The 23204-nt window shown below is 64.5% G+C and carries 22 protein-coding genes and 2 pseudogenes; 14 read left to right on the top strand and 10 right to left on the bottom strand.

What is annotated here, in order from left to right:
- The first annotated feature begins 96 nt into the window (after positions 1 to 96).
- The 5 genes from Afe05nite_RS17360 to Afe05nite_RS17340 all read left to right on the top strand — a co-directional run bounded on the left by Afe05nite_RS17360 (position 97) and on the right by Afe05nite_RS17340 (position 6487).
- Positions 97 to 441 carry a transposase gene (locus tag Afe05nite_RS17360; protein ID WP_344224470.1) on the top strand — a complete coding sequence of 115 codons (345 nt, stop codon included), beginning with the start codon at positions 97 to 99 and terminating at the stop codon, positions 439 to 441.
- A 516-nt stretch (positions 442 to 957) separates the two neighbouring features.
- The gene (locus Afe05nite_RS17355) at positions 958 to 1320 is read left to right on the top strand and encodes a hypothetical protein (protein ID WP_203818140.1); all 363 of its coding nucleotides are present in this window, start codon (positions 958 to 960) and stop codon (positions 1318 to 1320) included.
- Between the two features lie 2 nt (positions 1321 to 1322).
- The gene (locus Afe05nite_RS17350) at positions 1323 to 1784 is read left to right on the top strand and encodes a chromosome partitioning protein (RefSeq protein WP_239117902.1); all 462 of its coding nucleotides are present in this window, start codon (positions 1323 to 1325) and stop codon (positions 1782 to 1784) included.
- A gap of 74 nt (positions 1785 to 1858) precedes the next feature.
- The gene (locus Afe05nite_RS17345; RefSeq protein WP_203818139.1) at positions 1859 to 5137 is read left to right on the top strand and encodes a P-loop domain-containing protein; all 3279 of its coding nucleotides are present in this window, start codon (positions 1859 to 1861) and stop codon (positions 5135 to 5137) included.
- Between the two features lie 750 nt (positions 5138 to 5887).
- Positions 5888 to 6487, top strand: a complete 600-nt coding sequence (locus Afe05nite_RS17340) for a hypothetical protein (protein WP_203818138.1) — start codon at positions 5888 to 5890, stop codon at positions 6485 to 6487.
- A 279-nt stretch (positions 6488 to 6766) separates the two neighbouring features.
- Here the strand turns inward: Afe05nite_RS17340 and Afe05nite_RS17335 are convergent, their stop codons facing one another.
- The 3 genes from Afe05nite_RS17335 to Afe05nite_RS17325 all read right to left on the bottom strand — a co-directional run bounded on the left by Afe05nite_RS17335 (position 6767) and on the right by Afe05nite_RS17325 (position 11770).
- The gene (locus Afe05nite_RS17335; RefSeq protein WP_203818137.1) at positions 6767 to 7852 is read right to left on the bottom strand and encodes a hypothetical protein; all 1086 of its coding nucleotides are present in this window, start codon (positions 7850 to 7852) and stop codon (positions 6767 to 6769) included.
- A gap of 247 nt (positions 7853 to 8099) precedes the next feature.
- Entirely contained in the window at positions 8100 to 10364 is a 2265-nt protein-coding gene (locus Afe05nite_RS17330) for a DGQHR domain-containing protein (protein WP_203818136.1), read from the bottom strand.
- Between the two features lie 206 nt (positions 10365 to 10570).
- On the bottom strand, positions 10571 to 11770 hold the full coding sequence (locus Afe05nite_RS17325) for a DNA adenine methylase (protein WP_203818135.1): 1200 nt from the start codon (positions 11768 to 11770) through the stop codon (positions 10571 to 10573).
- Between the two features lie 313 nt (positions 11771 to 12083).
- On the opposite strand from Afe05nite_RS17325, the pseudogene Afe05nite_RS17320 reads away from it, so the two are divergent.
- A pseudogene (locus Afe05nite_RS17320) lies at positions 12084 to 12937 on the top strand (IS5 family transposase); the annotation flags it as partial.
- Between the two features lie 145 nt (positions 12938 to 13082).
- On the opposite strand, the pseudogene Afe05nite_RS17315 reads toward Afe05nite_RS17320, so the two are convergent.
- The 3 genes and pseudogenes from Afe05nite_RS17315 to Afe05nite_RS17300 form a co-directional block, all read right to left on the bottom strand.
- Positions 13083 to 13966, bottom strand: a pseudogene (locus Afe05nite_RS17315) (IS630 family transposase); the annotation flags it as partial.
- A 23-nt stretch (positions 13967 to 13989) separates the two neighbouring features.
- On the bottom strand, positions 13990 to 15231 hold the full coding sequence (locus Afe05nite_RS17305) for an IS110 family RNA-guided transposase (RefSeq protein WP_203818132.1): 1242 nt from the start codon (positions 15229 to 15231) through the stop codon (positions 13990 to 13992).
- A 236-nt stretch (positions 15232 to 15467) separates the two neighbouring features.
- Positions 15468 to 15800 (bottom strand): helix-turn-helix domain-containing protein, encoded by a 333-nt coding sequence (locus Afe05nite_RS17300; protein WP_239117901.1) that lies wholly within the window; start codon positions 15798 to 15800, stop codon positions 15468 to 15470.
- A 333-nt stretch (positions 15801 to 16133) separates the two neighbouring features.
- Between Afe05nite_RS17300 and Afe05nite_RS17295 the strand changes: the two genes are divergently transcribed.
- Positions 16134 to 16448, top strand: a complete 315-nt coding sequence (locus Afe05nite_RS17295; protein ID WP_203818166.1) for a helix-turn-helix transcriptional regulator — start codon at positions 16134 to 16136, stop codon at positions 16446 to 16448.
- 273 nt (positions 16449 to 16721) lie between these two features.
- Here Afe05nite_RS17295 and Afe05nite_RS17290 read toward each other — a convergent pair whose 3' ends face one another.
- On the bottom strand, positions 16722 to 17474 hold the full coding sequence (locus Afe05nite_RS17290; RefSeq protein WP_203818131.1) for a helix-turn-helix domain-containing protein: 753 nt from the start codon (positions 17472 to 17474) through the stop codon (positions 16722 to 16724).
- 127 nt (positions 17475 to 17601) lie between these two features.
- On the opposite strand from Afe05nite_RS17290, the gene Afe05nite_RS17285 reads away from it, so the two are divergent.
- Positions 17602 to 17811: a hypothetical protein gene (locus Afe05nite_RS17285; RefSeq protein WP_203818130.1), complete on the top strand. Its 210-nt coding sequence runs from the start codon at positions 17602 to 17604 to the stop codon at positions 17809 to 17811.
- 24 nt (positions 17812 to 17835) lie between these two features.
- A complete protein-coding gene (locus Afe05nite_RS17280; protein WP_203818129.1) occupies positions 17836 to 18384 on the top strand; it encodes an HD domain-containing protein in 549 nt (182 codons plus the stop codon).
- A gap of 2 nt (positions 18385 to 18386) precedes the next feature.
- On the opposite strand, the gene Afe05nite_RS17275 is transcribed toward Afe05nite_RS17280, so the two are convergent.
- Genes Afe05nite_RS17275 through Afe05nite_RS17265 form a run of 3 tightly spaced genes read right to left on the bottom strand, consistent with a single transcriptional unit; the run spans position 18387 to position 19888 of the window.
- Positions 18387 to 18839 (bottom strand): hypothetical protein, encoded by a 453-nt coding sequence (locus Afe05nite_RS17275; RefSeq protein WP_203818128.1) that lies wholly within the window; start codon positions 18837 to 18839, stop codon positions 18387 to 18389.
- On the bottom strand, positions 18832 to 19308 hold the full coding sequence (locus tag Afe05nite_RS17270) for an NUDIX hydrolase (RefSeq protein WP_203818127.1): 477 nt from the start codon (positions 19306 to 19308) through the stop codon (positions 18832 to 18834). Before Afe05nite_RS17270 ends, Afe05nite_RS17275 begins: the two co-directional genes overlap by 8 nt.
- Before the next feature lie 7 nt (positions 19309 to 19315).
- Positions 19316 to 19888, bottom strand: a complete 573-nt coding sequence (locus tag Afe05nite_RS17265; protein WP_239117900.1) for an XRE family transcriptional regulator — start codon at positions 19886 to 19888, stop codon at positions 19316 to 19318.
- A gap of 311 nt (positions 19889 to 20199) precedes the next feature.
- Here Afe05nite_RS17265 and Afe05nite_RS17260 point away from each other — a divergent pair, with 311 nt between their 5' ends.
- Genes Afe05nite_RS17260 through Afe05nite_RS17240 form a run of 5 tightly spaced genes read left to right on the top strand, consistent with a single transcriptional unit; the run spans position 20200 to position 23144 of the window.
- Positions 20200 to 20394: a hypothetical protein gene (locus tag Afe05nite_RS17260; RefSeq protein WP_203818125.1), complete on the top strand. Its 195-nt coding sequence runs from the start codon at positions 20200 to 20202 to the stop codon at positions 20392 to 20394.
- Entirely contained in the window at positions 20391 to 20585 is a 195-nt protein-coding gene (locus Afe05nite_RS17255; RefSeq protein ID WP_203818124.1) for a hypothetical protein, read from the top strand. The genes Afe05nite_RS17260 and Afe05nite_RS17255 overlap by 4 nt, the downstream gene beginning before the upstream one ends.
- On the top strand, positions 20585 to 21121 hold the full coding sequence (locus tag Afe05nite_RS17250) for a hypothetical protein (protein WP_203818123.1): 537 nt from the start codon (positions 20585 to 20587) through the stop codon (positions 21119 to 21121). The genes Afe05nite_RS17255 and Afe05nite_RS17250 overlap by 1 nt, the downstream gene beginning before the upstream one ends.
- Positions 21118 to 21420 (top strand): hypothetical protein, encoded by a 303-nt coding sequence (locus tag Afe05nite_RS17245; protein WP_203818122.1) that lies wholly within the window; start codon positions 21118 to 21120, stop codon positions 21418 to 21420. Before Afe05nite_RS17250 ends, Afe05nite_RS17245 begins: the two co-directional genes overlap by 4 nt.
- The gene (locus tag Afe05nite_RS17240; RefSeq protein ID WP_203818121.1) at positions 21417 to 23144 is read left to right on the top strand and encodes an FtsK/SpoIIIE domain-containing protein; all 1728 of its coding nucleotides are present in this window, start codon (positions 21417 to 21419) and stop codon (positions 23142 to 23144) included. The genes Afe05nite_RS17245 and Afe05nite_RS17240 overlap by 4 nt, the downstream gene beginning before the upstream one ends.
- Positions 23145 to 23204 lie beyond the last annotated feature (60 nt).

Here is a 23204-nt window from a genome sequence, read left to right as displayed (position 1 = left end):
GGCTCAATGTCCTCGAGACCGCGTTGAACGAGGAGATGACCGAACACCTCGGTCACGAGAAAAAAACAGGCCGAGCCGGGCCGCGAGTCGACGAACGTGCGGAACGGCAGCCGCGGCAAGACGGTGATCTCGGACGCCGCCGGGGAGGTCCAGATTGATGTGCCGCGGGATCGGGAAGGGGACGTTCGAGCCGCAGATCGTGAAGAAAAGGCAGCGGCGGTTGACCGAGGTCGACGAGATCGTCTGTCGTTGTACGCGAAAGGAATGACGACCGGGGAGATCTCTGCGCATTTCGCGGAGATCTACGGGGCATCGGTGTCGAAGGAAACGATTTCCCGGATCACCGACAAAGTCGTTGAGGAATGCGAGGGTTCGCTCTGCTGGGCGCCGTCGCTTCTGTGTTCGTTCGGAGATCCGACGCTGGCAGCGACGTCTCCGTGATCGTGCACCCGCCTGGTGGCGGCTGGCGGTGTCCCCTCTGCGGGGTACCTCGAGGGGCACCTCGACCGATGAACTGCCAGTTCATGATCTGGACTGGTGGGTCTCCAAACCCGCAGCGTGTGGCAGTCGGTCGGGCTTCCGGCCAGCGGCGGAGGCGTGGACTCGGATTTCGCCTGGCGCCGGATCGACCGCCCTGGTCGTCGCGGCGGCGCCCCCTTGCAATGGCTGACTGAGGCGACGATTACGCCACTTCGTCCCGGTCGGTGGCTGGATAGTGAGCCACCTGTGTTGGAGATGACGAACGACGAGGTGGCTTTCTTCTGCCCCTGCGGGATGCTTTCGATGACGGCGACGGTGCGTAGCGGTCGCGGCGGGTACGAACGAATTGCGCCATCGCGAACATCCCTTCTGCTGAAGACGGATCGCTGTTGCAGGTCGATCGTGACCGCTTCGGCGGTGAGGTGCCCCCGGGGATCCACTGTCGGTGGGTGATCTGAGTTGATACGTTGCGTAGTTATGAGGCGAGTCCTGATCTGGATGGCCGTCTTGGTGGCCGGCTCCGTGATGATCGTGATGGGTGTTCGGTTCGCGATACTGCGGCTCGACGACGCCGACAAGTGGGGCAGCGTCGTCGCCGCGATGATCGCCCTGCTGGGACTCCCGATGACGGTGTACGGGCTGGTCCTCGCGCGGCGCCCGGCGGACGGCACCGCGGCGCGGGTCGAACAGGCGGCCACCTTCAGCGGCGATGCGCGAGTGCGGGCCACCAGTCATGGCATTGCGATCGGTCAGGTCGGAGGTGACGTCCATGTCGGCCGTCCGGGCCCTTCGGTCGGCCGGAACACCGGCACCAGCGAGTCGGCGGATACTGGGGTCTGATCATGACGGGCATGATGAACGAGGCGAACGTCGTCGCCAGGCACATCGTCGAGTGGGTCACGGCAAAGATCCGCCGGGGCGTCGGTTCCTCGGACGCCGACGCGGGTCTGCGGGACATCCATCGACTGGTTGTGGCGAAGCTGGGCGACCATCCGGCGTTGCGGGACGCCGAAGAGGAAGCGGGAACCGGCGACGGCACGGTGTCCGAGTTGACCCGCCAGCAGATCGAGCTTGCGATCACCGCGGCCGCTCGCAAGGACGGCGCGTTCGCCGCCGCGGTCATCTCGGCCCTGGCCGCCGGGCGCGCGACGAGCGGCCCGGTGATCGCCGGGGCCGGGTCACGGGTCTTCACCGGTGATGCGCGGGCCGAAGCCCGGTCCGCCGGAATCGCGATCGGGCAGGTCGGTGGTGATGTCGCCCTGACACCGCCGGACCCTCCGGAGCCGGGCCGGTCGCTCCCCTGACCGTTCCCGGCCTGCCCCGACATGTCACGGGGAACGGCGCCTCCGGTGGTGTCGGCATCGGTACCGCCGGTCAGGTGACGATCGTTCAGGGCCCATCACGGGTTTCCGTGCGGTCCGCCTATCTGGAACAGGTGCGCCGCATCGCGCCACCCGAACTGCTGGACCGCGACGCCGAGCTCGACGAACTGGCTGCGTTCTGCCTCGACGAGCACCGCGGCCCGTACGTCTGGTGGCGTGCTCCCGCCTGGACCGGTAAGTCGGCGCTGATGTCGACGTTCGTCCTGCGCCCGCCGGCGAGACTTACCGGCCGCGCCCGGGTCGTGTCGTTCTTCATCACCGCCCGGCTCGCCGCGCAGGACACCCGTGAGGCTTTCACCACCGTTCTGCTGGAGCAGCTTTGTGAGCTCACCGGCGAGGAACTGCCGATCGCCGCGGGCGAGGCCACCCGCGAAGCCTGTCTGCTCGACCTGCTGAGCCGGGCCGCCGCGGCGTGCCAGGCGGGCGGAAGCCGGCTGATCCTCGTCGTCGACGGACTCGACGAGGATCGCGGTATGACCACCGGACCGGAGGCCCACAGCATCGCGGCCCTGCTGCCCGGACATCTTCCTTCCGGGATGCGGGTCATCGTCGCCGGTCGCCCCAACCCACCGATCCCCGACGACGTGCCCGACTGGCACCCACTCCGCGACGCCAACATCGTCCGGCTGCTGGGCCAGTCCGCGCACGCCCGCGACGTCGAACGGCTCGGCAAGTCGGAGATCCGGCGCCTGCACGGCGGCACCCAGCTCGAACAGGACCTGCTCGGCCTGATCACCGCAGCCCGGGGTGGTCTGTCGGCGACGGATCTCCGGGAGATCACCGGCGCCGATCTCGCCGAGATCGAGGACATCTTGCACTCGGTGGCGGGCCGGACCTTCACCCGCCGCGCTGGCGAGTGGAAGCCGGACGAGGTCTACCTTCTTGGGCACGAGGAGATTCACAACGCCGCCTGCCGGTACATGGGCCCGGCGAGGCTTGTCGATTACCAGACCCGGTTGCACGCCTGGGCCGACTCCTATCGGGAATGGCCGCCGGAGACCCCGGAGTACCTGTTGCGCGGCTATCCCCGGTTGCTCGAGCTGAAGGGGGGCCTCGCCAGGCTGACGGCGCTGGTGAGCGAACCGGCCCGCCACGACCTGATGCTCGCCCTGACCGGCGGCGACACCGCCGCCATCACCGAGGTCACGACGGTCCAGAACTTGCTGCTGGCGGCTGAGGAGCCCGACCTGGGCGCGCTCGCCGTCCTGTCGGCCCGCCGCAACGACCTGCAGGACCGCAACCGACGCACGCCGAGGACACTTCCGGCGGTGTGGGCCAGGATCGGCCTACCGGTTCGGGCGGGTCACCTGGCCCGTGGCATCTCCTACCCCGATTTTCGGGCCGAGGCCCTTGCCTGCGTCGGACAAGCGCTCGCCGAGACGGGGAGACCCGAAGCGGCGACGGAATTCGTCGAGGAGGCGGTGATCGCCGTGGAATCCGCGATTCCCGAGACCGTCTTATCGGTTGCGACGACCATCGCCCGAGCGGGGATGTCCTCTTACGCGGTGCGGATCATCCGCGATATCTCAGACCCAGCAGTGCGCGCCGCAGGCCTCGCTGCGGTCGCCGCGGAAGTCCCCGACCGGGATCAGGCATCGACCCTCTGCCGAGAGGCCGTGGAGTCGGCCCGGTGTGGCGAGGATCCGCAGAGCCTGGCTTTGGCGCTGATCACCGTCGCGGGAACGGTCTCGGTGCTGGGAGATCGGCGGCAGGCTGAGGCGCTGATCGGCGAGGGGATCTCCACGGCTCGGAAATTGGACGAGTATGCCCGCTGCCGTGCACTCGGCTCGGCGGCCATGACGCTCGTAGCCATGGGTGACCGAGACGGCGGCCGGCGTCTGACGACAGAGGTGGAACACATCGCGGGCCGGCTCACCGATCCCGACCAACGCTGCGCCGGCTTCCAGAGTGTCATTTCGGCGGCGGTCGAGGTCGGAGACGTGGCGTGGGCGGAGCGCGTCGTCCGGGACGAAGCCGTTGAACAACTGCGAGACCACCTGCAGGGCTGTCGGTGCCGATCCGCGGCCGATGCCGCGGACTTCGCGACGGCCGAACACGCGGCTTCGACGATCAGTGATCACGAGGGCCTGTTCGCGGCTCTTCGCTATGCGGCGGCTGCCGCGATCCGGGCAGGTGAGGCGACCTGCGCTGAGCGTCTGACCGAGGCGGCGGAGCAGGCGGTTCGCGCGCTGCGCCACTGGCGCGAGCTCGCCGACGTCGCCGTCCTCGTAGCCGATGCTGGTGATTACAGTCGCGCCCGGGATCTGGCGATCGAGGTTGAGCGACTCCTGCGTGACACGGACACAGTGGTCGAGCGGGCTCATGAGCGGGCGTTGATCGCTGAAGCGCTCGCTGAGGTGGGCGATCTCGATCGGGCACGGCGTCTCTTCGCCGAGGTGGACGCGGTGGTCAGGCGAGTCACTACCGGCGAGTTCGCGGCCGGTCATGCGGAGCATCTCATCGCCTGCGGACTGTCGGTGATGGGCGCGGAATGGGCGCTGGATCTCCTCGCGGCGGCCGAGGTGCCGGTGCGTGGCATGACCGATCCGTACATGGCGACGATGGCCTATGCCATCTTGAGTCGAACCTGTGCCCGTGCCGGTGGTTTCGACCGTGCCCGCGAGTTGCTCGACGCGTCGCTGGACCAGGCGCGGAGGGTGAGTCCGGGAAGAGTTTCGCGAGCGATGACCCGGGTCGTCCCGGCGGCTCTGGCTCTCGGTGCGGCGGAGGAGGCTGTGGAACTGGCACGGGGGGTCACGCATCCGGGTGATCGCTGCTCTTGTCTTGTCGCTGCGGCCCGGTCGGCGGTGCGGGCCGGTGACGCCGCGGCTTGCCGGGAGCTGATCGCCGAGGCGGAGGTGAGCCTTCGGACGATCACCAGCCATGCGGAGCGAGCCGGGCCCCTGGCGAACCTGGTCGAAGCGCTCGTTCTGCTGGGCGAACTCGATCGGGCGGAGGAGATGGCTGCGACCATCCTGCGCCCTGACTGGGCGGCTCACGGATTCTCCGTCGTGGCCCGCGCGCGTGCGGAGCAAGGCGAAACGGAACGGGCCGAGCGGCTGGCCCGGCGGATCACGGCGCCGGATTCGTTGGCCGAGGCGCTTGTCGGCATCGCGGAGTCGGTGGATGACCGGAAGGCGGCGCGGCTGGTGGGGGAGGCGCTCGCGCTCGGGGAGTGGACGACAGCGCTGCCGGTGCTGCTGGCGCGGTGGCCGGACGTGGTGAGTGTGCTGGCGGCGGCGGTGCTCCGTGATCGAGGCGGGGGCCTTTTCTGACTTTGCACGTATCGGATTGCTCTGGCGCTGAGTGCCGGGCGGTTGCGGGGGCAACGCCCATCGGTGAGATCAAGAGTGCGAGGCGGCTGGTCCGGTGCCGACGAGAACGTTGGGCTCGGGCGGCGATCGGCGTGCTGGCGCGGGCTGTCTGGATCGCCTCGGCCCGCCTGACTTATCCGGCGCTGGTCAGCGACGCTGGCTTTCCTGACCGCCCGGCAGATCGCCGCAAAACTGACACAAGCCGATAATCGGAACCGTTGGCAACGGCGGACTGACATATCTGCGGCTGTGCGGACGGTGGCTGGAAGTGCATTGGGTGCCTGGTCGTGCGGGGTGCCGGGGGAACCGGCACGCCTGCGCCCGACAGAAGAGCAGCGCATGGTGCCGTATCCGATCGGAATGTGAGCCGTTGTCCATGTCACGGGGCGACCGAGGAGTTTGCTAAGCGTGGCCGGGAATCGTCGCTCCGCAGCCACGGCCGATTCCGGCATGATGTCCGCGACGCCTTGCTGCAGACTGGGCTCACGTGGCGCTCGGTCACGAGAACCGGCACCGATGGAACGACCAAAGCCAGTGGGTCTGGTCGCGCACCGAGTCGCATACGCCGCTGATCAGCACCGACGTCTACGAGCGAGCGCAGCATACCGTCAAGAAGCGCTGAACCATCGGCGGCGCCGGCCGGCGCCACGACACACCGGCCACCCCTACCTGTTCCGCGGCCTGATCACCTGCGGGCTGTGCGAGCGAAAGATGGTCGGCAACCCGAACCACGGACGCCTCTACTGCCGGGGCACCGCGAGCCGAGACTTCGTCCGCCAGCACAAGGTCAGCCATCCGCCCGCGCTCTACCTGCGCGAGGACGCGATCACCGACCCGATCGACCGTTTCCTTCGTGAGGAACTGACCGGAACGACGCTCGCCGACAACCTCGCCCGGGTCGCCGACGCTCAGTACCGCGCGGAATTCGCAAACTATGACGTCCCTAACGAGATCGAGAAGCTGCACCTGACCATCGCCGACGCGGACGCCAAGCTCGACCGGTACCGGGCGACACTCGATGCCTGCGGCGACCCAGCACTCATCGCCGGCTGGATCAGCGAAGCGACCGCGACCAGGAAGGCCGCTCAGGCGCGGCTCGGCCTCACCGAGGTGCCACCCCAGAGAATGAGCGGCGACCAGCTCGACACCATCGCGGACGCCTTCAACGACCTGTTCCGCCTGCTTCGAGACGCTGATCCGCGCGACAAGGCGGAGCCTCTACAGCCGGATCGGCCTGCGGCTCATCTATCGCCCTGGCCCAGAAACACTGATGGCCGAGGTTTGCACCCCGGCCGATCTTCGTGTCTTTGATATGTGTCCGGAGCCCAACACGAGCGATATTCACACGGTGATCGCTTCGCGCGAGGTGACCTGGGCATCGTGACTCGCACTGCGCCGCCCCTTACCCAAGGGGATTTGCGCACCCGGAGATACATATAAGGAACACGCGATAGCCGCAACTATAAGTTTGTCAACTGGCGGGAGCCTCAAGGCCTAAACTTGCAATCGCGCGCGAAGCAAATCAGCACCGCTCGCCAGGGCGTCCGCGAGCAATACCAATGTGGACAAGCAGCTACGGTGTGTCCGATTTCATTGTTCATCAACTTCGCCCTCATGGCGCTTTGCAGATGTGAGGATCTGAGTGATGCTCGTAAACGGATGGAAGCCCGAGGAAATTACAGAAAGGCGTCCGTCATCCTCAAGACGACATTCGGCCACATTCGGAAAGGCTCCGTCAGGCAACGGTACCTTGGCGTTCGGATTGTGCATGACTGTCAGTACTTGACTGAACGACTCATAAGGTGCATCAGCTTCCCCAACGATATATTCGAAAGGGGCCGGTTCACTGGCGTTTGGGTCGCGATTTAGGCAGGTGCCGAGTCGCATGACGATGATCTTCTCCGACAAACCGATGCCCTCCTGAACTGCTATGCGATTGAATTGTGAAACGGTTGAACCGTTGGAGAACAAGACCGCACTTAAATCGGCTGCTTCCGGTAGATCGAAGAGTCCGCTCGGAATCTCCCGACCTTTCCAGTGGTGTGTCCCAATCGACTCGGATTTGATCGTCAGAGTGCCAAGTTCGTCGTGTTCGCCGACGGGCCTCTGGCCGTATAGGTATTGAATTATGACGGCGTCCGAGTAAAATAGTGAGCTTGAGTTATGGAAGGCCTCGACCGCGATAACGAAGGGCCTGCCGGCCGTGTGGGGATGTTGCCAGTAAGCGAGCCCAGCAGCATTGCGATGCAGTAGCTTACGTCGGAGTGCCTTGGCTACTTGGAAGACGAGTTCGCGTTGGCCCTCCACTAGGTCGGATGGAACGACAGAAGACACGGCAGCGCTCTGGACTTTCGGAGCGTTTTCGGCGGGCTGACTAGTGGCGGCCTCGATGGCCATGGGATGCGGTGCAGTAATCACGTAGTCGGGGAAGACGAACGATTCGTCAATTTCGAGCTCAGCCTCTTGCAAGTAAGCAAATAGTGAGAGCTCCCAAACTCTTGCAGAGAAACCTCTCGTCTGGAATTCCTGGATGAAACTCCCATCTTTGTCGCGATATTGAGAATATATCGCGTCCATGAGTACTCGCGCAGGTCGGAATGCAGGTGAGTCGCGAAAGTTAAGGAAGAGCGGGTTCGCCTTGTTGTCAGGGACCTTGGGTGCGAACAGGCTAGGCATGTGCATATTATCTACCGAACATGCGCGGTCCAGATGCCAAGCGGTACGGGCGAGTTGCCATCAGACGGCAATTACATCGTTAGTCCATCTAGCCCGTCAGGACCTCGGGCTAGATCCTTAAACGCTTCTCGGTGTGTCCCTTGAAGATCCTCGCGGCTGCCGTCAACGGTCCCAAGAAGGGAGTCTTTGCGCCAAGCGTCTTCACCGATCAACATCGACGCCAACATCTAAAGAAAGCCGAATGGGCTTACTCTTCCTCTGCCAGCAGCCAACCCGCGACCTTAACAAGAAACTCGTACTCGTTTGGCTTGACAGTATAAGTGTGAACGTTCTCGTTGCGAATTCGGTTCAGTTCAGTCATCCAACTGGAGCGCGACCTCCAACTTGCCCTAGGGTTCCCGCTGTCGGGAAGCGTATATCGCTTGGCGAAAAGCTCTGACCATATTTCTTGGCTATTCGTGACGATTGCGTGGTAATCGATCATGTGAAGGCAGTCCCAGTATCCAACCTGCTTGTCGGGCGGAAGGTCGACATTCTTTTGGGCCGCCAATGTCATCGACGATTCACGAACCTTGCGCGGTACACCTAATGCAAACCAATTCTTCTCCCCATACTTTTCCTTGAGCCGGCGCTCAACGTCTTCATTTAGGAAGGTCTCGATCTCACGGATCATTTTGAAGGACTCGGTGTTGAACGTCTTGGCCTCGTCTTCAAGGAATTCGCTCAGACCAGGGGGATCGAAATCAGGGAGCTTTTCTCGTATAGCGAGTTGGAGCCGTCGCCAGTACCTCGTAGTTCCACCGGATCCGTACATTCGGCGGTATTCCGCAGCCTGCTCGATACCCAGTGACTGAAGGTATTCGATTACAGCGTCGAGATACACCAGCGATTGGCTGTACACTTCCTCCGTAGGCGTGACGCGGGGATCTGCCACTCCTTGAAGTTTCAGGTGGTCGACAATATCGCTAGTGATTCGTAGCAAGGACTCGACGCCAGAGTTGATGAAGACAAATCCGCCCTCAGCGCTACCCAGTAACCATTGAGCCGAGAGTTCATCGCGAATATGGCGTAGGCAGCTCTCTAAGAACGGGACGAGAATCGCAAAAGTTGCGTCGTTGGTGCCGGCGTAGAAAGTTCCAACCTCTTTGACGCTTGCCTTATTGAAGGTTCCTACGAGGTTGCCGCGCGTCAAACCATTGCTGATTGCTTCGATTGTTAGACAGCGCAATGCTGTTCTCGTATTCTCGCCTAGGATGACTCTTCCATGGATGGGCGACACCTTCGATTCGCCTAGATGCTGAGCAATACGTAGCTTGAGAGCCCTACTTCTCTCCCGGAGATCATCCGATTCCCACAACAAGTCGGCATTCAGAGTATTGCGCAAATTCTTTGGAACCGCCTGTTGATTCTCGTTGATCTGCATAAAGAGCCGGATCTGCTCCGACTGAGGCAAGTTTACGAACGCTACGACGGGGATCAGCTCCGATGCCGCTCGCTCAGAATTGGCATACCCATATAGCCGATGCTGACCGTCGATAATATATGCAGAACGGTATGTTTGCGGTAGATGCAAGACACCCATTACGGGTCCATCAACTGACTTCGATACTGCATCAAAGCGCGGGGACCGCCCCGTGTCGAGATTCAGAATGATTGAGTTCGGGAAAAACCCGCCGGACTCGACAAATCTAGAAACCTCTTGAAGTCTCGATCGCCTTATTAAACGCTGGTATGTGGGCATAAGATCGCTGTTAGCCCGGTTCCGGTGCAGTACGTAGGCAATCTTAAGCAATCTGTCAGGTTCGATTGCGAATGAGTAGTAAGTTTGTCCGCCCATTTTACCGCGTAGGGCATTGACTTCTGAGTCAAGGCCCTGTATTCGCTGTCCAGCAAACAAGTTGCCTAGGAGCTGGAATCGTGCGGCCTTACCGAGATGGTCCGCCAGCAACAGGAAGTAGCTAACCGATTCTTCATCCAGGTGAGTGATGTCAGCAGAACTCAGAAGTTCCTGGGCGTTCGGCATGACAGCGATATTCTTAGTTGCGAGTATAACCTTCGTCTTTCTGTCGGGAAAGATTCGTCGAAGCGCCCGAATAGTTTCGATTCGTACATCGCGAAGGGCTTGAATCTCGGCCTTCAGTTGCGATGACCGAACGTCCGGGAAAGAAACGCACTGGATAGCTAGAGCTGTCTCATTGTCCGCTGCCAGAACGGAGAATCGCGCCCTTTCTCCTGAACTTATTCCGATCTCAAAGCCGTCGCCGGAGTTCATGACATCGAATTGAAGGCGGGCAAATGTCGCCCATACCCGATCGCGGAAGGCGACATCATCGTCTTTAAGTAGGCGCATCCGCGCGGTTCTCTGCCCGAAGGATTCAACCGCCCACCCTTGGTCCTCATAGGACTGTATTTCCTTGCGGGGGACAGTTCGGTGGGAATGAGATGAGAGGCGCTCCCGGGCCTGTCGGGCAATGGCCCTGGGATTCTGCAGGAACTCAATGTCGTCAGACACGGGTCGCATCAGCGCTTCCTGTGCAAAAATACTCCGTCGCCGTGCCCCGCGCGGCCGCAGGACCGCCGATCGCGTTAATTCGGTAAGAGGGAAGTCTCCAAAAGCTGCAGGCACCCTCTGGGTGGAAGGCAGATGCGGAGGACCGCTGGCTGTCGCGTCCCGGGATGGGCTCTGTGGGCGTACCGTCAGGGCTCGACACATCTCTGTCAAGAACAGACATAGATATTTTCCACCGCCTTCTTCTTCTGCTTTCCGCCCGCTGCGCCGAGAGTGGAATGGCTATGCGCGTGGCTCCTGAGAACAACGGAGTCGAATTTTGACGCGAGTAGGCCAAAAAGGTTTACCCCTGCGAGTACGAGCAGCCCATTATCCGGGTAGGAGAGCACCAAGGGCAGGCCCCTCGACTTAACACCAGATGCAAGCGCCTCAAATGCTTCCTCTACCCTGGATTTTACTGAAAAGTCGGTGACAAAACGATCGTCGCGATATCGGCCCGCGCCGACCGAAGCCGGGTAGTCGTACCGGTAAAGGGTCTCGTAAACGTGGTAATAGCGCGAGTAGTGATCCTTTGTGTATGGAGGATCGGCATACACGACGCCGGCGCCTTTTAATGCGTCGGATGAGATGAAATCGAGGGCATCAAAACTGCAGGCGACGTTACCAGCTCGCCAATCAGGTGTTCCTTCCTGAACTAACGCAGCTACACGGTCGACGAAGACGTTCCAGATATCCCTGGACCACGCACGTCGGACCCTCGTCTGCGAGAGATCGCCCGACACCCTTAAATATTGCGCCGTGTGGCCTGGTGCGTTCATGACAGAGGCTGTTGAGCTAAGCCATGAAGCCGTCATCCAGTCCCAGTCGGCTTTACGTATGGCTTCTTGGTCGATGGCGCATCTCAGTGAATCAATCTGGATTGCCTGGCGAACGCTGAAGTAGCCGGCAGCGAAGTACAAAGTCGTAAGGCTATATCGGTCACTTGTTTCGGATCCGGCGTGGCTCTTCGCCAAACTCATAGTATCGGCGTCTGTGCCAACGTGTGGGTGCTCCAACATGAATCTTGCTAGTTTCTCCCAGCTGCCCTTCAACGCCGCAGATTCTGCGGCAAGCTCCGTTCCGTAGGCGGCCCTCAGTTCGTTTTCTCGCTCTCGATAACGCGCGCAGATTCTCGGCAATAGGTCAGCGGCTTCGCTTCGACGTCCGGGGCCGAAGCGTGCGCGAGCTAATACCGTGGTGAAACTGAGGGCATCGTTTGTGATGACATGGTGGTCAGGCGAGAGCGCCGACGCCACGGCTCCGATCCCTGAGAAGAGGTCGACCACTGGTCCAGCTGGCTGAACCGACTCGATCGCTGCTCTTACATCCGCCGCGAGGTACCGTTTGGTTCCCATGTACCGGACCGGCATCTGACTCAGCCTCCGAGGCGTCCAGCGGCGACTACACCTGGACATGCGGTGGGCAACAGATACCAGGTGAAACGGTCCGTTATCGTACCACCCACAGTGGATCTTCCTGTTCTGCACGTTAACGCAACCCAGGTCGGAATGGCTCGTCCGAAGGGACGATTTTCGAGAGGTAATGATCATGTTCTCCTGCGGAAGTATCGAGCATGTACCCCGGGATCGGTTAAGGAGGTCGAGATGCAACACTGGCCGCGTCTAGCACTGAGTGAGTGTTTCTGAGGAGTGCCGGACGGCGTGTCCGCGGTGATCTTCAGGGCTGCGCGATGGTCGTAGGGTGGGTCGTCAACGCGTGTATCCGTCGGATCTGACCGATGAGCAGTGGGAGATCATCGAGCCGATGCTCCCGCTGATCAAGGAACCCGGTCGGATCCCGAAGCATCCGTTCCGCGACATCGTGGACGCGATCTTGTATCTCGACCGGTCCGGGTGTTCCTGGCGCCAACTGCCGGTGGATTTCCCTCCCTGGCAGACCGTCTACGGCTGGTTCCAGCGGTGGAAGGAACGCGGCGTCACCGAACGGATCCTCGACGAACTACGTGAGCAGATCCGCCTGGCCGAGGGCCGTAACGCCGAACCCTCGGCCGGGGTCATCGACTCGCAATCGGTCAAGGCCGCCGACACCGTCAGCCGCGACACCCGCGGCTACGACGCAGGCAAGAAAATCAACGGGCGTAAGCGATTCATCGTCACCGACACTCTCGGCCTGCTGGTAAGCGTCACCGTTTTGGCCGCGTCGTGGCAGGACCGTGACGGCGCCAGAACGGCGCTGCTGAGCGTCTATCTGTTCACCCCGATCCGGTTCGTGTTCGCTGACCAGGGCTTCGCCGGCCGGCTACTCGACTGGGCCGCCCGCACCTTGAGCATGGTGATCGACATCGTCCGCAAGCCGCCCGAGCAGCGCGGGTTCGAGGTGCACCGGAAGCGATGGGTTGTCGAACGAACGCTGGCATGGCTGACCGCCCACCGCCGGCTGGCCCGCGACTACGAACGCGACCCGGAAGTCTCCGAGGAGATGATCCGCTGGGCCGCGATCAACCAGATGCTGCGTCGCGTCGCCCGCGGCAAGCCCGCCGCACGACAGCAACGCCGCACCCTCCAACAAGCCCGAGCTACAACCCTCTAAAACACTCACTGAGGCAGCATTGCCCGCTGGGAACGAGCACTCTGTGGAGCTGGGCGGCGCTGGCAAGCTCACCGGGGGAAGGGCTTTCACAGCAGCTAGTGTCGTGACCACGAACGTTTGGGGTGGTGGGGGTCAGGCTGCCGGGGTGGCAGGTTGGCCCCAACGGCGTTGTCGTTCGCTGCGGATGCGGGCGCGTTCGCGTCGTTGGGCGGCGAGGACGTCGGGGTGGCGGGCGTTGGCGTTGCGCCAGCGCAGGTAGTGGTGCAGGTGGCGGGTCAGCGTGGGATGGTTCGCATGATCTGAGCCGGCGATCACGAAGGTGCGCAGCGGCCCGAACTGGGCCTCGATCGGGTTGGCCCAGGAGGCGTAGGTCGGGGTGAAACACAGCTCGACCTTGTTGCGGGCCGCCCAGGCCCGGATCGTCTTGCCTTTATGCGCGGACAGGTTGTCCAGGACGACGTAGATCGGTGCGCCGTCCGGCCGTTGCCGGCGGATCGATGTGAGTGCGGCCAGGGTGTTCGCGGCGCCTTTGCGCCGGTGGACTACGCCCCGGAGTTGGTCGTCGCCGACGCTGTAGCAGCCGTGGAACTGTCGGACGCCGTGCAGCTTGTGATAGTTCGCGGGCAATCTGCGCGGATGGCTCTTGGGCGCCCAGCCTGAACCGGCCTGCGGACGGATCACCAGGGGCCCGAACTCGTCGAACGCGAACACCCGCTGCGGAAAGTTGCTGGTTACGTAGTCGATGCGGCCAGTTTCGTGTCTCGCTGCGGATCGTTCGATTCCTTCCACGTTTTCGTCCGTTGGAAGGTGATGCCGTGTTTGGTCAGCAGTTGACGCAGCCGTTCGCGCCCGATCTTGATCGGGCGGGCGGCCTGTGTGGTGAGGTGGTCGGCGAGTTTGCGGACGCTCCAGCGGGTGAACGGCCGTCCCAAGGCTTCGGGGCGGGTGTTGGCCGTCGTGACGATGTACTGCTCGTCGTCAGGACTGATCTGGCGGGGACGGCCACCCGCCCACTGAGACACCCCATGCCGGTTGACTGTCAAGCAGAGGTGGCTGGCTGATGTTGCCAGGCGGTGTTCTCGTCGTAGGGGGTGCCGTTTTTGAGGCATCCGTGCAGGATGCCGACCAGCCGGTTGGCGACTTGCCGCAAGGCCGGCCCGTGGTCGACCTCGCGGGCGCGTTGTTTGTCGTAGTAGGCGCGGGCGCCGGTCGAGCCGTTGATCGCGGAGAACGCTTGAGCGTGCAGGGCGTCGATCAAGCGATCGTTGTGCACGAACCTGGCCATAACGACTCTGCTGCGGCCTGAGGCTTTGGTGACCGGGCTGGTCGCGGCGTAGTTCTTGCGCGCCTTCGCACTGCGGTAACGGCCCGGGTCGTCGCCGAACTCGGCCAGCAGCCTCGCCCCAGTGATTAGCCCGATGCCGGGCTGGGATCGGTAGATGCCCGCCTGTGGATGGGCACTGAAGTGCGTCTCGATCTGCTTCTCCAGCTGCTTGATCTGTGTGTTGAAGACGGCGATCACCGCGCTCAACGCACTGACTGTGGACGCGTAGGCCTCGGTGACCGCCGCTGAGCGACCCAGATGCGGCTTGCGCAGAACCGCGGTGATGGCCGCAGCCTTGGCCTGGACTCTGTGCCGGTGCATCCGCCGCAGTGCCGCGATGACGACTTCGACATCAAGCGCAGCAGCCTGCGCTGGAGACGGCGCCGCCTGCAGCAGCTCGAGGGTGTCCGCGCCGGCCAGTCCGAGTTGCTCGTATGCGGTCAACGCGGCCGGGAAGTAGTCGCGAAGCGCGGACCTCAGCCGCAGCATCGCGCGAGTGCGCTCCCAGACCATGGTCTGATGTGCCCGGGCGACCACCTTGATCGCCTGCGCCGCGGACGTGTCACCGGCGACTGGTCGCAGCTGGTCCCGGTCGATGCGGACCATGTCCGCCAACGCGTGCGCGTCGCCCTTGTCGCTCTTGGCCCCCGAGTTTGCGTAGCGTTCCTTGAACCGGCTTGCCTGCTTCGGGTTGATCGCGAACACCTGGTAACCAGCGGCGATCAGCGCTTCGACCCACGGCCCGCGATCCGTCTCGATACCGATGACCACCCCCGCCGCATCGGACACCTGCTGCGCAGCATCCGAACCGTCGGAGCGCTCGACGATCAGGGCGTGAAGGTCGGCGATCCCCGCGATGCCTTCGGCAAGCCGCCTCCGCGCCAGAACGCGCCCGGATGCGTCCTGCAACTCCACATCATGGTGGTCCTCAGCCCAGTCATCACCGACGAACAGCAACGTTGCCCTTCCTCACCCTCGCCTGCAACGGTCAGCAGCCAGGAGGAGGACAGCACGCGCCCTAATGGATCAGTGCTCGGCCCGAACAGAATCACGCCCGGACGGCACGACACCCCATCAACGGTCAAACCTCCCCGCAACGCCGGCGGGGGCACGGTCTCAGTGCAGGACTCAAGATCCAGGGTCCAAGAGTGCTCACCCGCCCGCGGCTGCCGCCCGAGTCTTTCCCAGCAACATCAACAAGTAACGCCACCAGGCTCCCGGGAAGACCCATTAGGGTCCAGGCTGGCCATCCCCATCTCGTTGAACCGATGGATCACCTGCCGGATCGTGTCCTCGTCGGCCTGCACGAGACGGGCGATAGCCCGCACGGTGTTCCCGCCGGCCGAGGCGAGCACGACCATGGCTCGGCGTAATCGGATCGGTGAACCCGTGCCTCGACGGGTGATTCTCGGCAGCTGCTGACCCTCGTGGTCACTGAGCCGCCGCACGCGTACAGGATCTGCCACCGTCACAGCCTGACCGCCACGACGCAGCTCGGCCGTCAGCCCGAGCGGCGTGTCATCCAACACCGTGAACGTTCGTGGTCACGGCACTAGCCAGCGCAGGAGCGCATTTTCGAGTCTGAGCTGCCCCGCAGCCGTTTAGATCGAAATGATCGCGAGCCCTCCTACCCGCGCCGACCGACCACCGCGTTGCAGACCCGTCCTTCGGACCCCATGGGAACGACTAGAAGTCTCCGGACGTCCCAGGAGACGCGGTCTACCGGGACGTCCTGTCACGAGAGCCTTTCGGTAGCCGGTTTCCAGAGTTGTGGGTCTTGGGACACCGGTGACGTAAGGCCCGGCCGTCCGTGACTCGCTCCGGGCGGCTGGGATGTCACCGACTGCCGAGGACTGCGGATGGATGAGGAAGCGGCCGAGGTGGGGTGCCTGGATTCGGAGGCACACCGCTTTATGGGCAACTACGAGATCAGGGCGCTGTTGGGTGTCAGCCGGCAGCGCGTTCATCAGATTACGCACCTGGAGGGCTTTCCCGCGCCTGTCGCCGAGTTGGCGTCCGGATGGGTCTGGCTCGCAGCTGACGTTGGTGCCTGGGTTCGCGCCCACCGGCCGAAACTCCATCGGCCCGAACCGGAGATATCGGAAGCCGAAGCCGGCCCCTTGGGAGAGCGGCAAGACGAGGACGAACGGAGGGAGCCGGATGGCCAGCCATGACGTCCGGACAGGAACTGGCTTTGAGCCTGATCTGTCGAACGCGAGTTCCGATGCTGGCCGTCGAGTTCAGGTGGAGGCGCGATGCGCGCCGGAGAGCCGCCAGGACGTCTTGGCGCGAACGGAGGCTTCGCTTTACGACCATCTCGTCGTCACTCCGGGTGGGCTGTGTCTCGGCTGTTCGGAGCCTGAGCCTTGCCGTGCTCGGTACGCGGCGCTCGCCGTGTTCAACAGGTACGGCGTTCTGCCGCGCCGACGGCCGGGTGTAGCGGGCGTCTATATCGCTGGCGGTGCCGTCAGCTTTGACGCCTTTGCCGTGGCCCAGACTCGCTCAAACGAGGTCATGTGAGCTGAGACCATGCCTTCGGCGTCGGTGCGCTTGAGATGCATGACGGGCGCCTGGGCTGCGGGTCGGCCGTAGATGTGGGAGTTGATGAGCATTTCGTCGTCGGCGCGGTAGGTCGAGTTGTAGAGCACGGTGTCGTGCAGCCGTAGCTCAATGCCGGGCTCTTCGGCGAGTGGCTGGAGGCTGACGAGTGCGGTACGGATGCGGGCGCTCATGCCGACGCCGATACGTTCCTCGGCCCCGCGGCTGGCGATGTGTTCGCCGTCTGGGTCGCCGAGGGCGATGCGTATCCGTACGCCCCCCTTGGCCTTTTGTCGCAGCAGGTTGAGCACGGCGACGTCGTCGGCAAGAAAGCTTGCGCTGTAGACCAGGATGTCGATCTCTCGCTCGGCCCGGCTGAGCAGGCGTGACCACGAGTCGGACGGCACGGCCGATCGGTGCGGGTAGACGATCCGGATCTCGTCGGTGGTGGCCAGGGGCTCGACCGGGCGAGGCAAGCTCGGCCACAAGTCGTATGCCGACCATCCCGTGAGGCTGACCAGCGCGTCGCGATGACGGGGGTACGGGATGCGGCCGCTGCTGATCCAGCGCTGCACGGTCTTGGGGTCGACGCGAAGTTGGGCGGCTACGTCGACGATGTCGAGCCTGGCGCCACTCAGTGCTCGGGCGAGCAGGTGGTTCATGCGTCCGCTCCCATCCCTGGGTGAGACCCCATGGTAGCCAAGAAGTCCCTAGACGTCCCGACGCGTGGTTCAGCGTCCGTCACTTTGAGTGAAGACTTGGCGGAACAGAGAGAACGGACGGGACGTCATGGAGAGCGACGCGGAAGCAGCGAGATCGTCGGCGGATCGGCTGGCGCAGGCGCTGGAGAATGCAGGGTTCGACGTCGGCCAGGAGTTCCCGGCGTTGAGCGACGCCATCGGCCACCGGGGAAGCCCGGTCGTACGGCTTGGAGACGTCCTACCGGCGGTCGCCGACCGGCTTGCCGACGCCTTGCGGGTTGACTATGGCGACAGGTGACTAGCCCGGCACTAGGCTGCCTATGTGGATCAAGTCGAGGGCGCCCGTGACCTTGCACGTCGATTACTGGCCGTGCCGCTCCCTCGCCGCTGGTCCCACAGCCAGGGCGTCGGACGGAAAGCCGAGTCAGTCGCGGCCCTGGTCGGTGACGACGGCCCGGCCCTGGTCGCCGCCTCTTGGCTTCACGACGTGGGGTATTCGCCGGACCTTGTCGTGACCGGCATGCATCAGCTCGACGGGGCTCGCTACCTGCGGGAAGTCGCCCGCGCTGATGATCTGGTCTGCCGGCTGGTCGCTCACCACTCGTGCGCGTTCATCGAGGGCAGGAACCGCGGGCTCGGCGACCAACTCTCGGATGAGTTTCCGCCGGTCGGAGGCGTGATATCGGACGCCATCACGTACGCCGACATGACAACCACCCCGGACGGCGAGCCCATCGAAGTGGAGCAGCGTCTCGCGGAGATCTTGGACCGCTACGGGCCGGATCACCTCGTGGCCCGGTCGATTAGCGAAGCAGGCCCGCTGATCATCGGGTCCGTGCAAAGGATCAGGGCGGCACTCGCCGAGGGCTGACGTCACTCCGTGCGGGAAAGGGCTCCCTGCTCGTCCCGGCTCCACCGGCGGCCGGCGCTGTCCAAGAATTCGATCTGTACGGGCTCTGGTTCGACGTACGTCCGAAGCCACTCTCCCGGTGCGGGTCGCTGGACTGTGCGGCCCGGCGGGACGAGGCCGACGAACTCTGACCGGGGTTCTTCGCCGTCGTGGGCGGGAAGCGGCAACTCCACCTCGTAGATGGGCATCGCGCTCGCGTTGTGGATGTGGAACGCCAGTTCGCGGCGGCCTTCGAGTCTGTGCGTCAGCTCTACCCAGGCGCTGATCCGTTCGGCCTGCGAGCGGCGTTCGTCCTCGGCGCGGTCGGCTTCGCGTCGGTGCTCTCGACGTAGGAGCAAGAATCCGAGGCCGAAGGCGCCGACCGTGCCGACGGCGGAGAAGACGTCCGCGAAGGCGCTGAGCCCGTCGCTATCCAAGGTGAATGTCGAGCGGTGAGGTCAGGTACTGGTCGATCCGCATACGCATCGAGCGGTCCATCGGCAGCGCGCCGATCTCGGCCGGCGGAACCCATCGGACCTCGGTCGACTCGTCGCTCGGCGTCGGTGTCCCGCCAATCGGCCGGGCGGTGAACACCACCGAGAACTCCTGCCGGGCCTCGTTGTTGCTGGTGTAGAGGATGACGTGGTTCGGATCCGTGTAGATGCCGACTAGGCCAGTCACCTCCACGTCGATCCCGGTCTCCTCCGCCGTCTCTCTTACCGCGGTAGTGGGCAGCGACTCGCCGAGATCCATGCCTCCGCCCGGCAGTGCCCAGTTGTCGTTGTCCGAGCGGCGGATCAGCAGGATTGCGCCGTCGTCGTTGACCACGACGACGTTCGCCGACGGGACGACGCTGTTGGCCTTGGGCGCCTCGGGGTCGTTGTAGTAGTCGATACGTCGTCCCACGTCGTCCTCATTCCAGCGGTATCGCGGCGTCCCACACGTGCTCGAAGCTCTCCACGTACGTCGACACCATGGTCGCCCCGGCGACGCGCCGCAGGTGGAAGACCGGTGCTTCGGACGCGGGGAAGCTGTAGATGTGCGTGTTGACCAGCAGTTGCTCATCCGCACGGTAGATCGAGTTGTAGAGCACCGTGCGGTGCAACCGCAGCTCGACGCCTTCGAGGCTGAGCAGGGGTCGGTACATCACGATGGCGTTCTTGATCTTCGCGGCGAGGCTTTCGATGCCCTCGTCAGCGTCGCGTTGCGCCACGACCTCGGACTCCGGATCACCGAGGAGGATGCGTACGCGTGCTCCTGCCTCGGCTTTCTGGCGGAAGATCCGGCGTACGCCGGCGTCCTCGGACAGGAAGAGCCCGCTGTAGACCAGGACCCCGATCTCCGACTCGGCATCGTCGAAGAAGTTGCGCCAGAGCTCGGACGGCACGGTCCAGCGGTGCGGGTAAATGTTGATGATCTCGCTTCCGCTGGCGCTGGCGACCTGGTCAGCGCCGAGCGCTTCGGGCCAGAGGTACACCTCATCCACGCCGAGGTGAGCAGCCGCCGCGTATCGGTGACGCCGGTACGGCATCCGTCCGCTGATCCAGCGCTCGATGCTCTTCGGATCAACTTTGATCGCTTCCGCAAGGCCAGCCGGGGTAACCCCTCGTTGCAGCATTGCGGAGCGTAGTCGCTCGTTCGGCATCGTCTCCCCATAAAGGACGTCCGTCAGCTCGCCAACCCTAGGCTAGACATCTCGAACACGTCCAGCCATGACCTGATCACGTCCCGTCGCCTGGTCGCACTCTCAATGGCGTCGATGCGGAACACGCATCGCCGACCGAGAGGAGATCAGAAATGCAGATCCAACACTTCACGAACGAGGCCCCGACCTGCGCGTGCGGCGCCCAGCTCGGCGCGGGCAACTCGACGTTCTGCCGCAAGTGCACGGCCCGCAACCGCTGGGTCCGCCGGCACCGGGCGCGCGGTAGCCACAACGGCGCGGACAAGGGAATCCGTACGCGCCGCAACCGCAAGGATCGTGGCGCATGACGATCGCCGTCTCCGCCGTCGTCCTACTCGGCGTCTTCGTCTTCCTGCTCTGGAGGTACGCCCGGCTGCCGCTCTGGCAGGCAGCGGTCTGCTCGGCGTTCGGGTACTACCTCGCCGCGTCATCCATCGGCCCCACGATCGGCGACGGACTCCGAGCACTGGCCGGGTTCGTCGCCGGACTGGATCTCTGATGAGCGGACGACGCGACTGGTGGGTCATTGTCGGCTGGCCCGACCAACTCGCCTGGCTCCTGCCGGTGACGATCGACGCATACGCGATGACCTCGGCCCGGGTATGGCTCGCCGGGACCGTCGGCGGAGAAGACGCCTGCAGCTTCGCCCGTGCCAACGCGATCGGGGCCATCGCGACGAGCATCGTTGGCAACGCCGGCTACCACCTGATCGCCGCCGGAATCGTCGCCATCTCCTGGCCGATCGTCGTCCTTGTCGGTGCCGTCCCGGCCGCCGTCCTCGGACTCACCGCACACCTTCACGCGCTCACCGCCGTAAGTCGCAGTCCCGAGGTCCGTCCTCGGGTCCGGACCGATACCGACCTCCTGAAAGCCGCACGCGCGGCCGACGCCCAGCACCGCGCCGCACACGCAGGACGTCCGATCAGCCGCGACGGATTGCGCTCGGTTCTCCGTATCGCCGGACCGAAAGCAACCGAACTACGGCGACAACTCGCCGCAGAAACCGACCGAAAGGAGGCATCACCCCGCCCATGACCAACGAACCGCGCACACCGCGTCCGACCCTCGATCAGGAGGCAGTTCTCACCCACCTACACGCCGCTCGACGCAGGCAGACGCCTACCACGCTGTGGACCGCCGTCGGTGACATCCCTGTCCTACTCGCCGAGGTCGACCGCCTCGCCCGACTGCTCAACCGGACCCGACGAGACTTCGCCAACCTGCTCGCCGCCGCCAACGCGACCCTCTCCGCCGACCAGGGCGGCGAGTCCGACCCGCTGGCCTACCTCCGCGACGAGACCGACCAACACCGGGCAGGGGTCGCGCTCGAATGAGAGCCTACGGACGCCGGCACCGACGGTGGAGCCGCCGCAACCCGCAACCGCTCCTGCTCGTGCCCGACGAATCGCTGTTCGCCGCCGCCGTCTCCGCTATCGGCCGGATGCTGTTCCGGTACCGCTCGGGACTCGCACCGTTCGGCGTCGGACTCGTCCTCGCGGCGGCCGGACTCGTCCTCCACCACAAGCACCCCGGATCCTGGCCCGCCGTCGCACTCGTCGCGGCAATTACGGCCCTGGTAGCCGGCCTTCGCATTCGCCGCCCCGCAGAACGCGCTTATGCGGCTACGACCACGGCCGTGGCGGGCGGCTGGCTCGCCACCGCGACCGCGGTTGGTCCTGGTACTAAGCCTCTTCCGACCGTTCTCCTGCTCGCCGTCTTGGTGCTCGGCATTCCGTGGTGGGCGCACCGCCGCCGCCGAGCACGGGTCCGCGTCGATCGGGTTATCCATGCCTGGCCCGATCTGGCGGACACGATCGGGCTCGACGGATCGCGCATCATGTCGGCCGTCGTGGACACCTGGGGCTGGCGCGGACGCGTGAAGCTCCGGCCGGGCCAGAGCGTCGCGGACGTCGTCGCCCGCATCCCGGCCATCGAGTCGGCCTTGGGAACGCGTCCCGGTGCCGTCCGCGTCGAGCAGGATCCGGCGCACGCCGGCCGCTGCACGATGCGCGTCCTCGCCGTCGACCCACACGCCGGCGCGATCCCGTGGCCCGGACCGGCAGCTCGATCGCTGGCCGATCCGATCGAACTCGGCGTCTTCGAGGACGCGACTACCGTCCGCGTGCCGTTGCTTCGGCGACACGCCCTGATCGGCGGCACCACCGACTCGGGCAAGAGCGGCGTCCTGAACGTCGTGCTCGGCAACCTCGCTGCCTGCTCCGACGTGGTCCTGTGGGGCATCGACCTCAAGGGCGGCATGGAGCTACGACCGTGGGCGTCCTGCCTGGCCCGGCTCGCGACCACACCCGACGAGGCAACCCGGCTGCTTGCCGACGCCGTAACGGTGCTGGACGCCCGCGCCCACGCGGCCAGCCGCGACAACATCCGCGTCTGGGAACCCACACCGGCCGTACCGGCGCTGGTCATCGTCATCGACGAGTACGCCGAACTCGCCGACACGGCGCCGGCCGCCGTCGCGTACGCCGAATCGGTCGCCCGGCGCGGCCGTGCCGTCGCCGTAGACCTGCTCGCCGCGACCCAGCGCCCGACGCAGAAGGCTATGGGTGGGGGAGCGCTGCGTTCGCAGATGAGCGTTCGGGTCTGCCTGCGCGTGCGGGAGCGCCGCGACGTCGACCTCATCCTTGACAAGGGAATGCTCGCCGCCGGCTGGCACGCCCATACCCTCGACGCGCCCGGCAAGTTCTACGTCCTCGCCGACGGACACAACCAGCCGCGCCGCGCCCGCGCCTACCTCGTGACCGACGAGCACGTGCGGGAGACCGCCGCCCGGTACGCCGACCAGCGCCCGGAACTCGACCCGCTCTCCCAGGCCGCCATCGACCACCAGCCGCGTGCCATCGAACCACCGTCATCCGGCACCGACGATCCGGAACAAGCGCTCCTGACAGCGCTCGGCGGGGCACCCGACGACGGACTCACGATCCCGGAACTCATCGACGTGACCGGCATGCGCCGCACCTGGATCTACGACCGGCTCCAAGCGCTCGCCGCCGCCGGCCGTGCCCGGCAGGTCTCACGCGGACGCTGGCGCGCCTGACCCGATCTTCCGCGCGGACGTCCGTCCGCTCGCGCGCGTCTGCGCATATTAACGCGCGGA

This window comes from Paractinoplanes ferrugineus (assembly GCF_016862195.1).
In the GTDB taxonomy this organism is placed as follows: domain Bacteria; phylum Actinomycetota; class Actinomycetes; order Mycobacteriales; family Micromonosporaceae; genus Actinoplanes; species Actinoplanes ferrugineus.
Note: the sequence above shows the minus strand (reverse complement) of the source record. Positions and strands in the feature narration are given on the sequence as shown.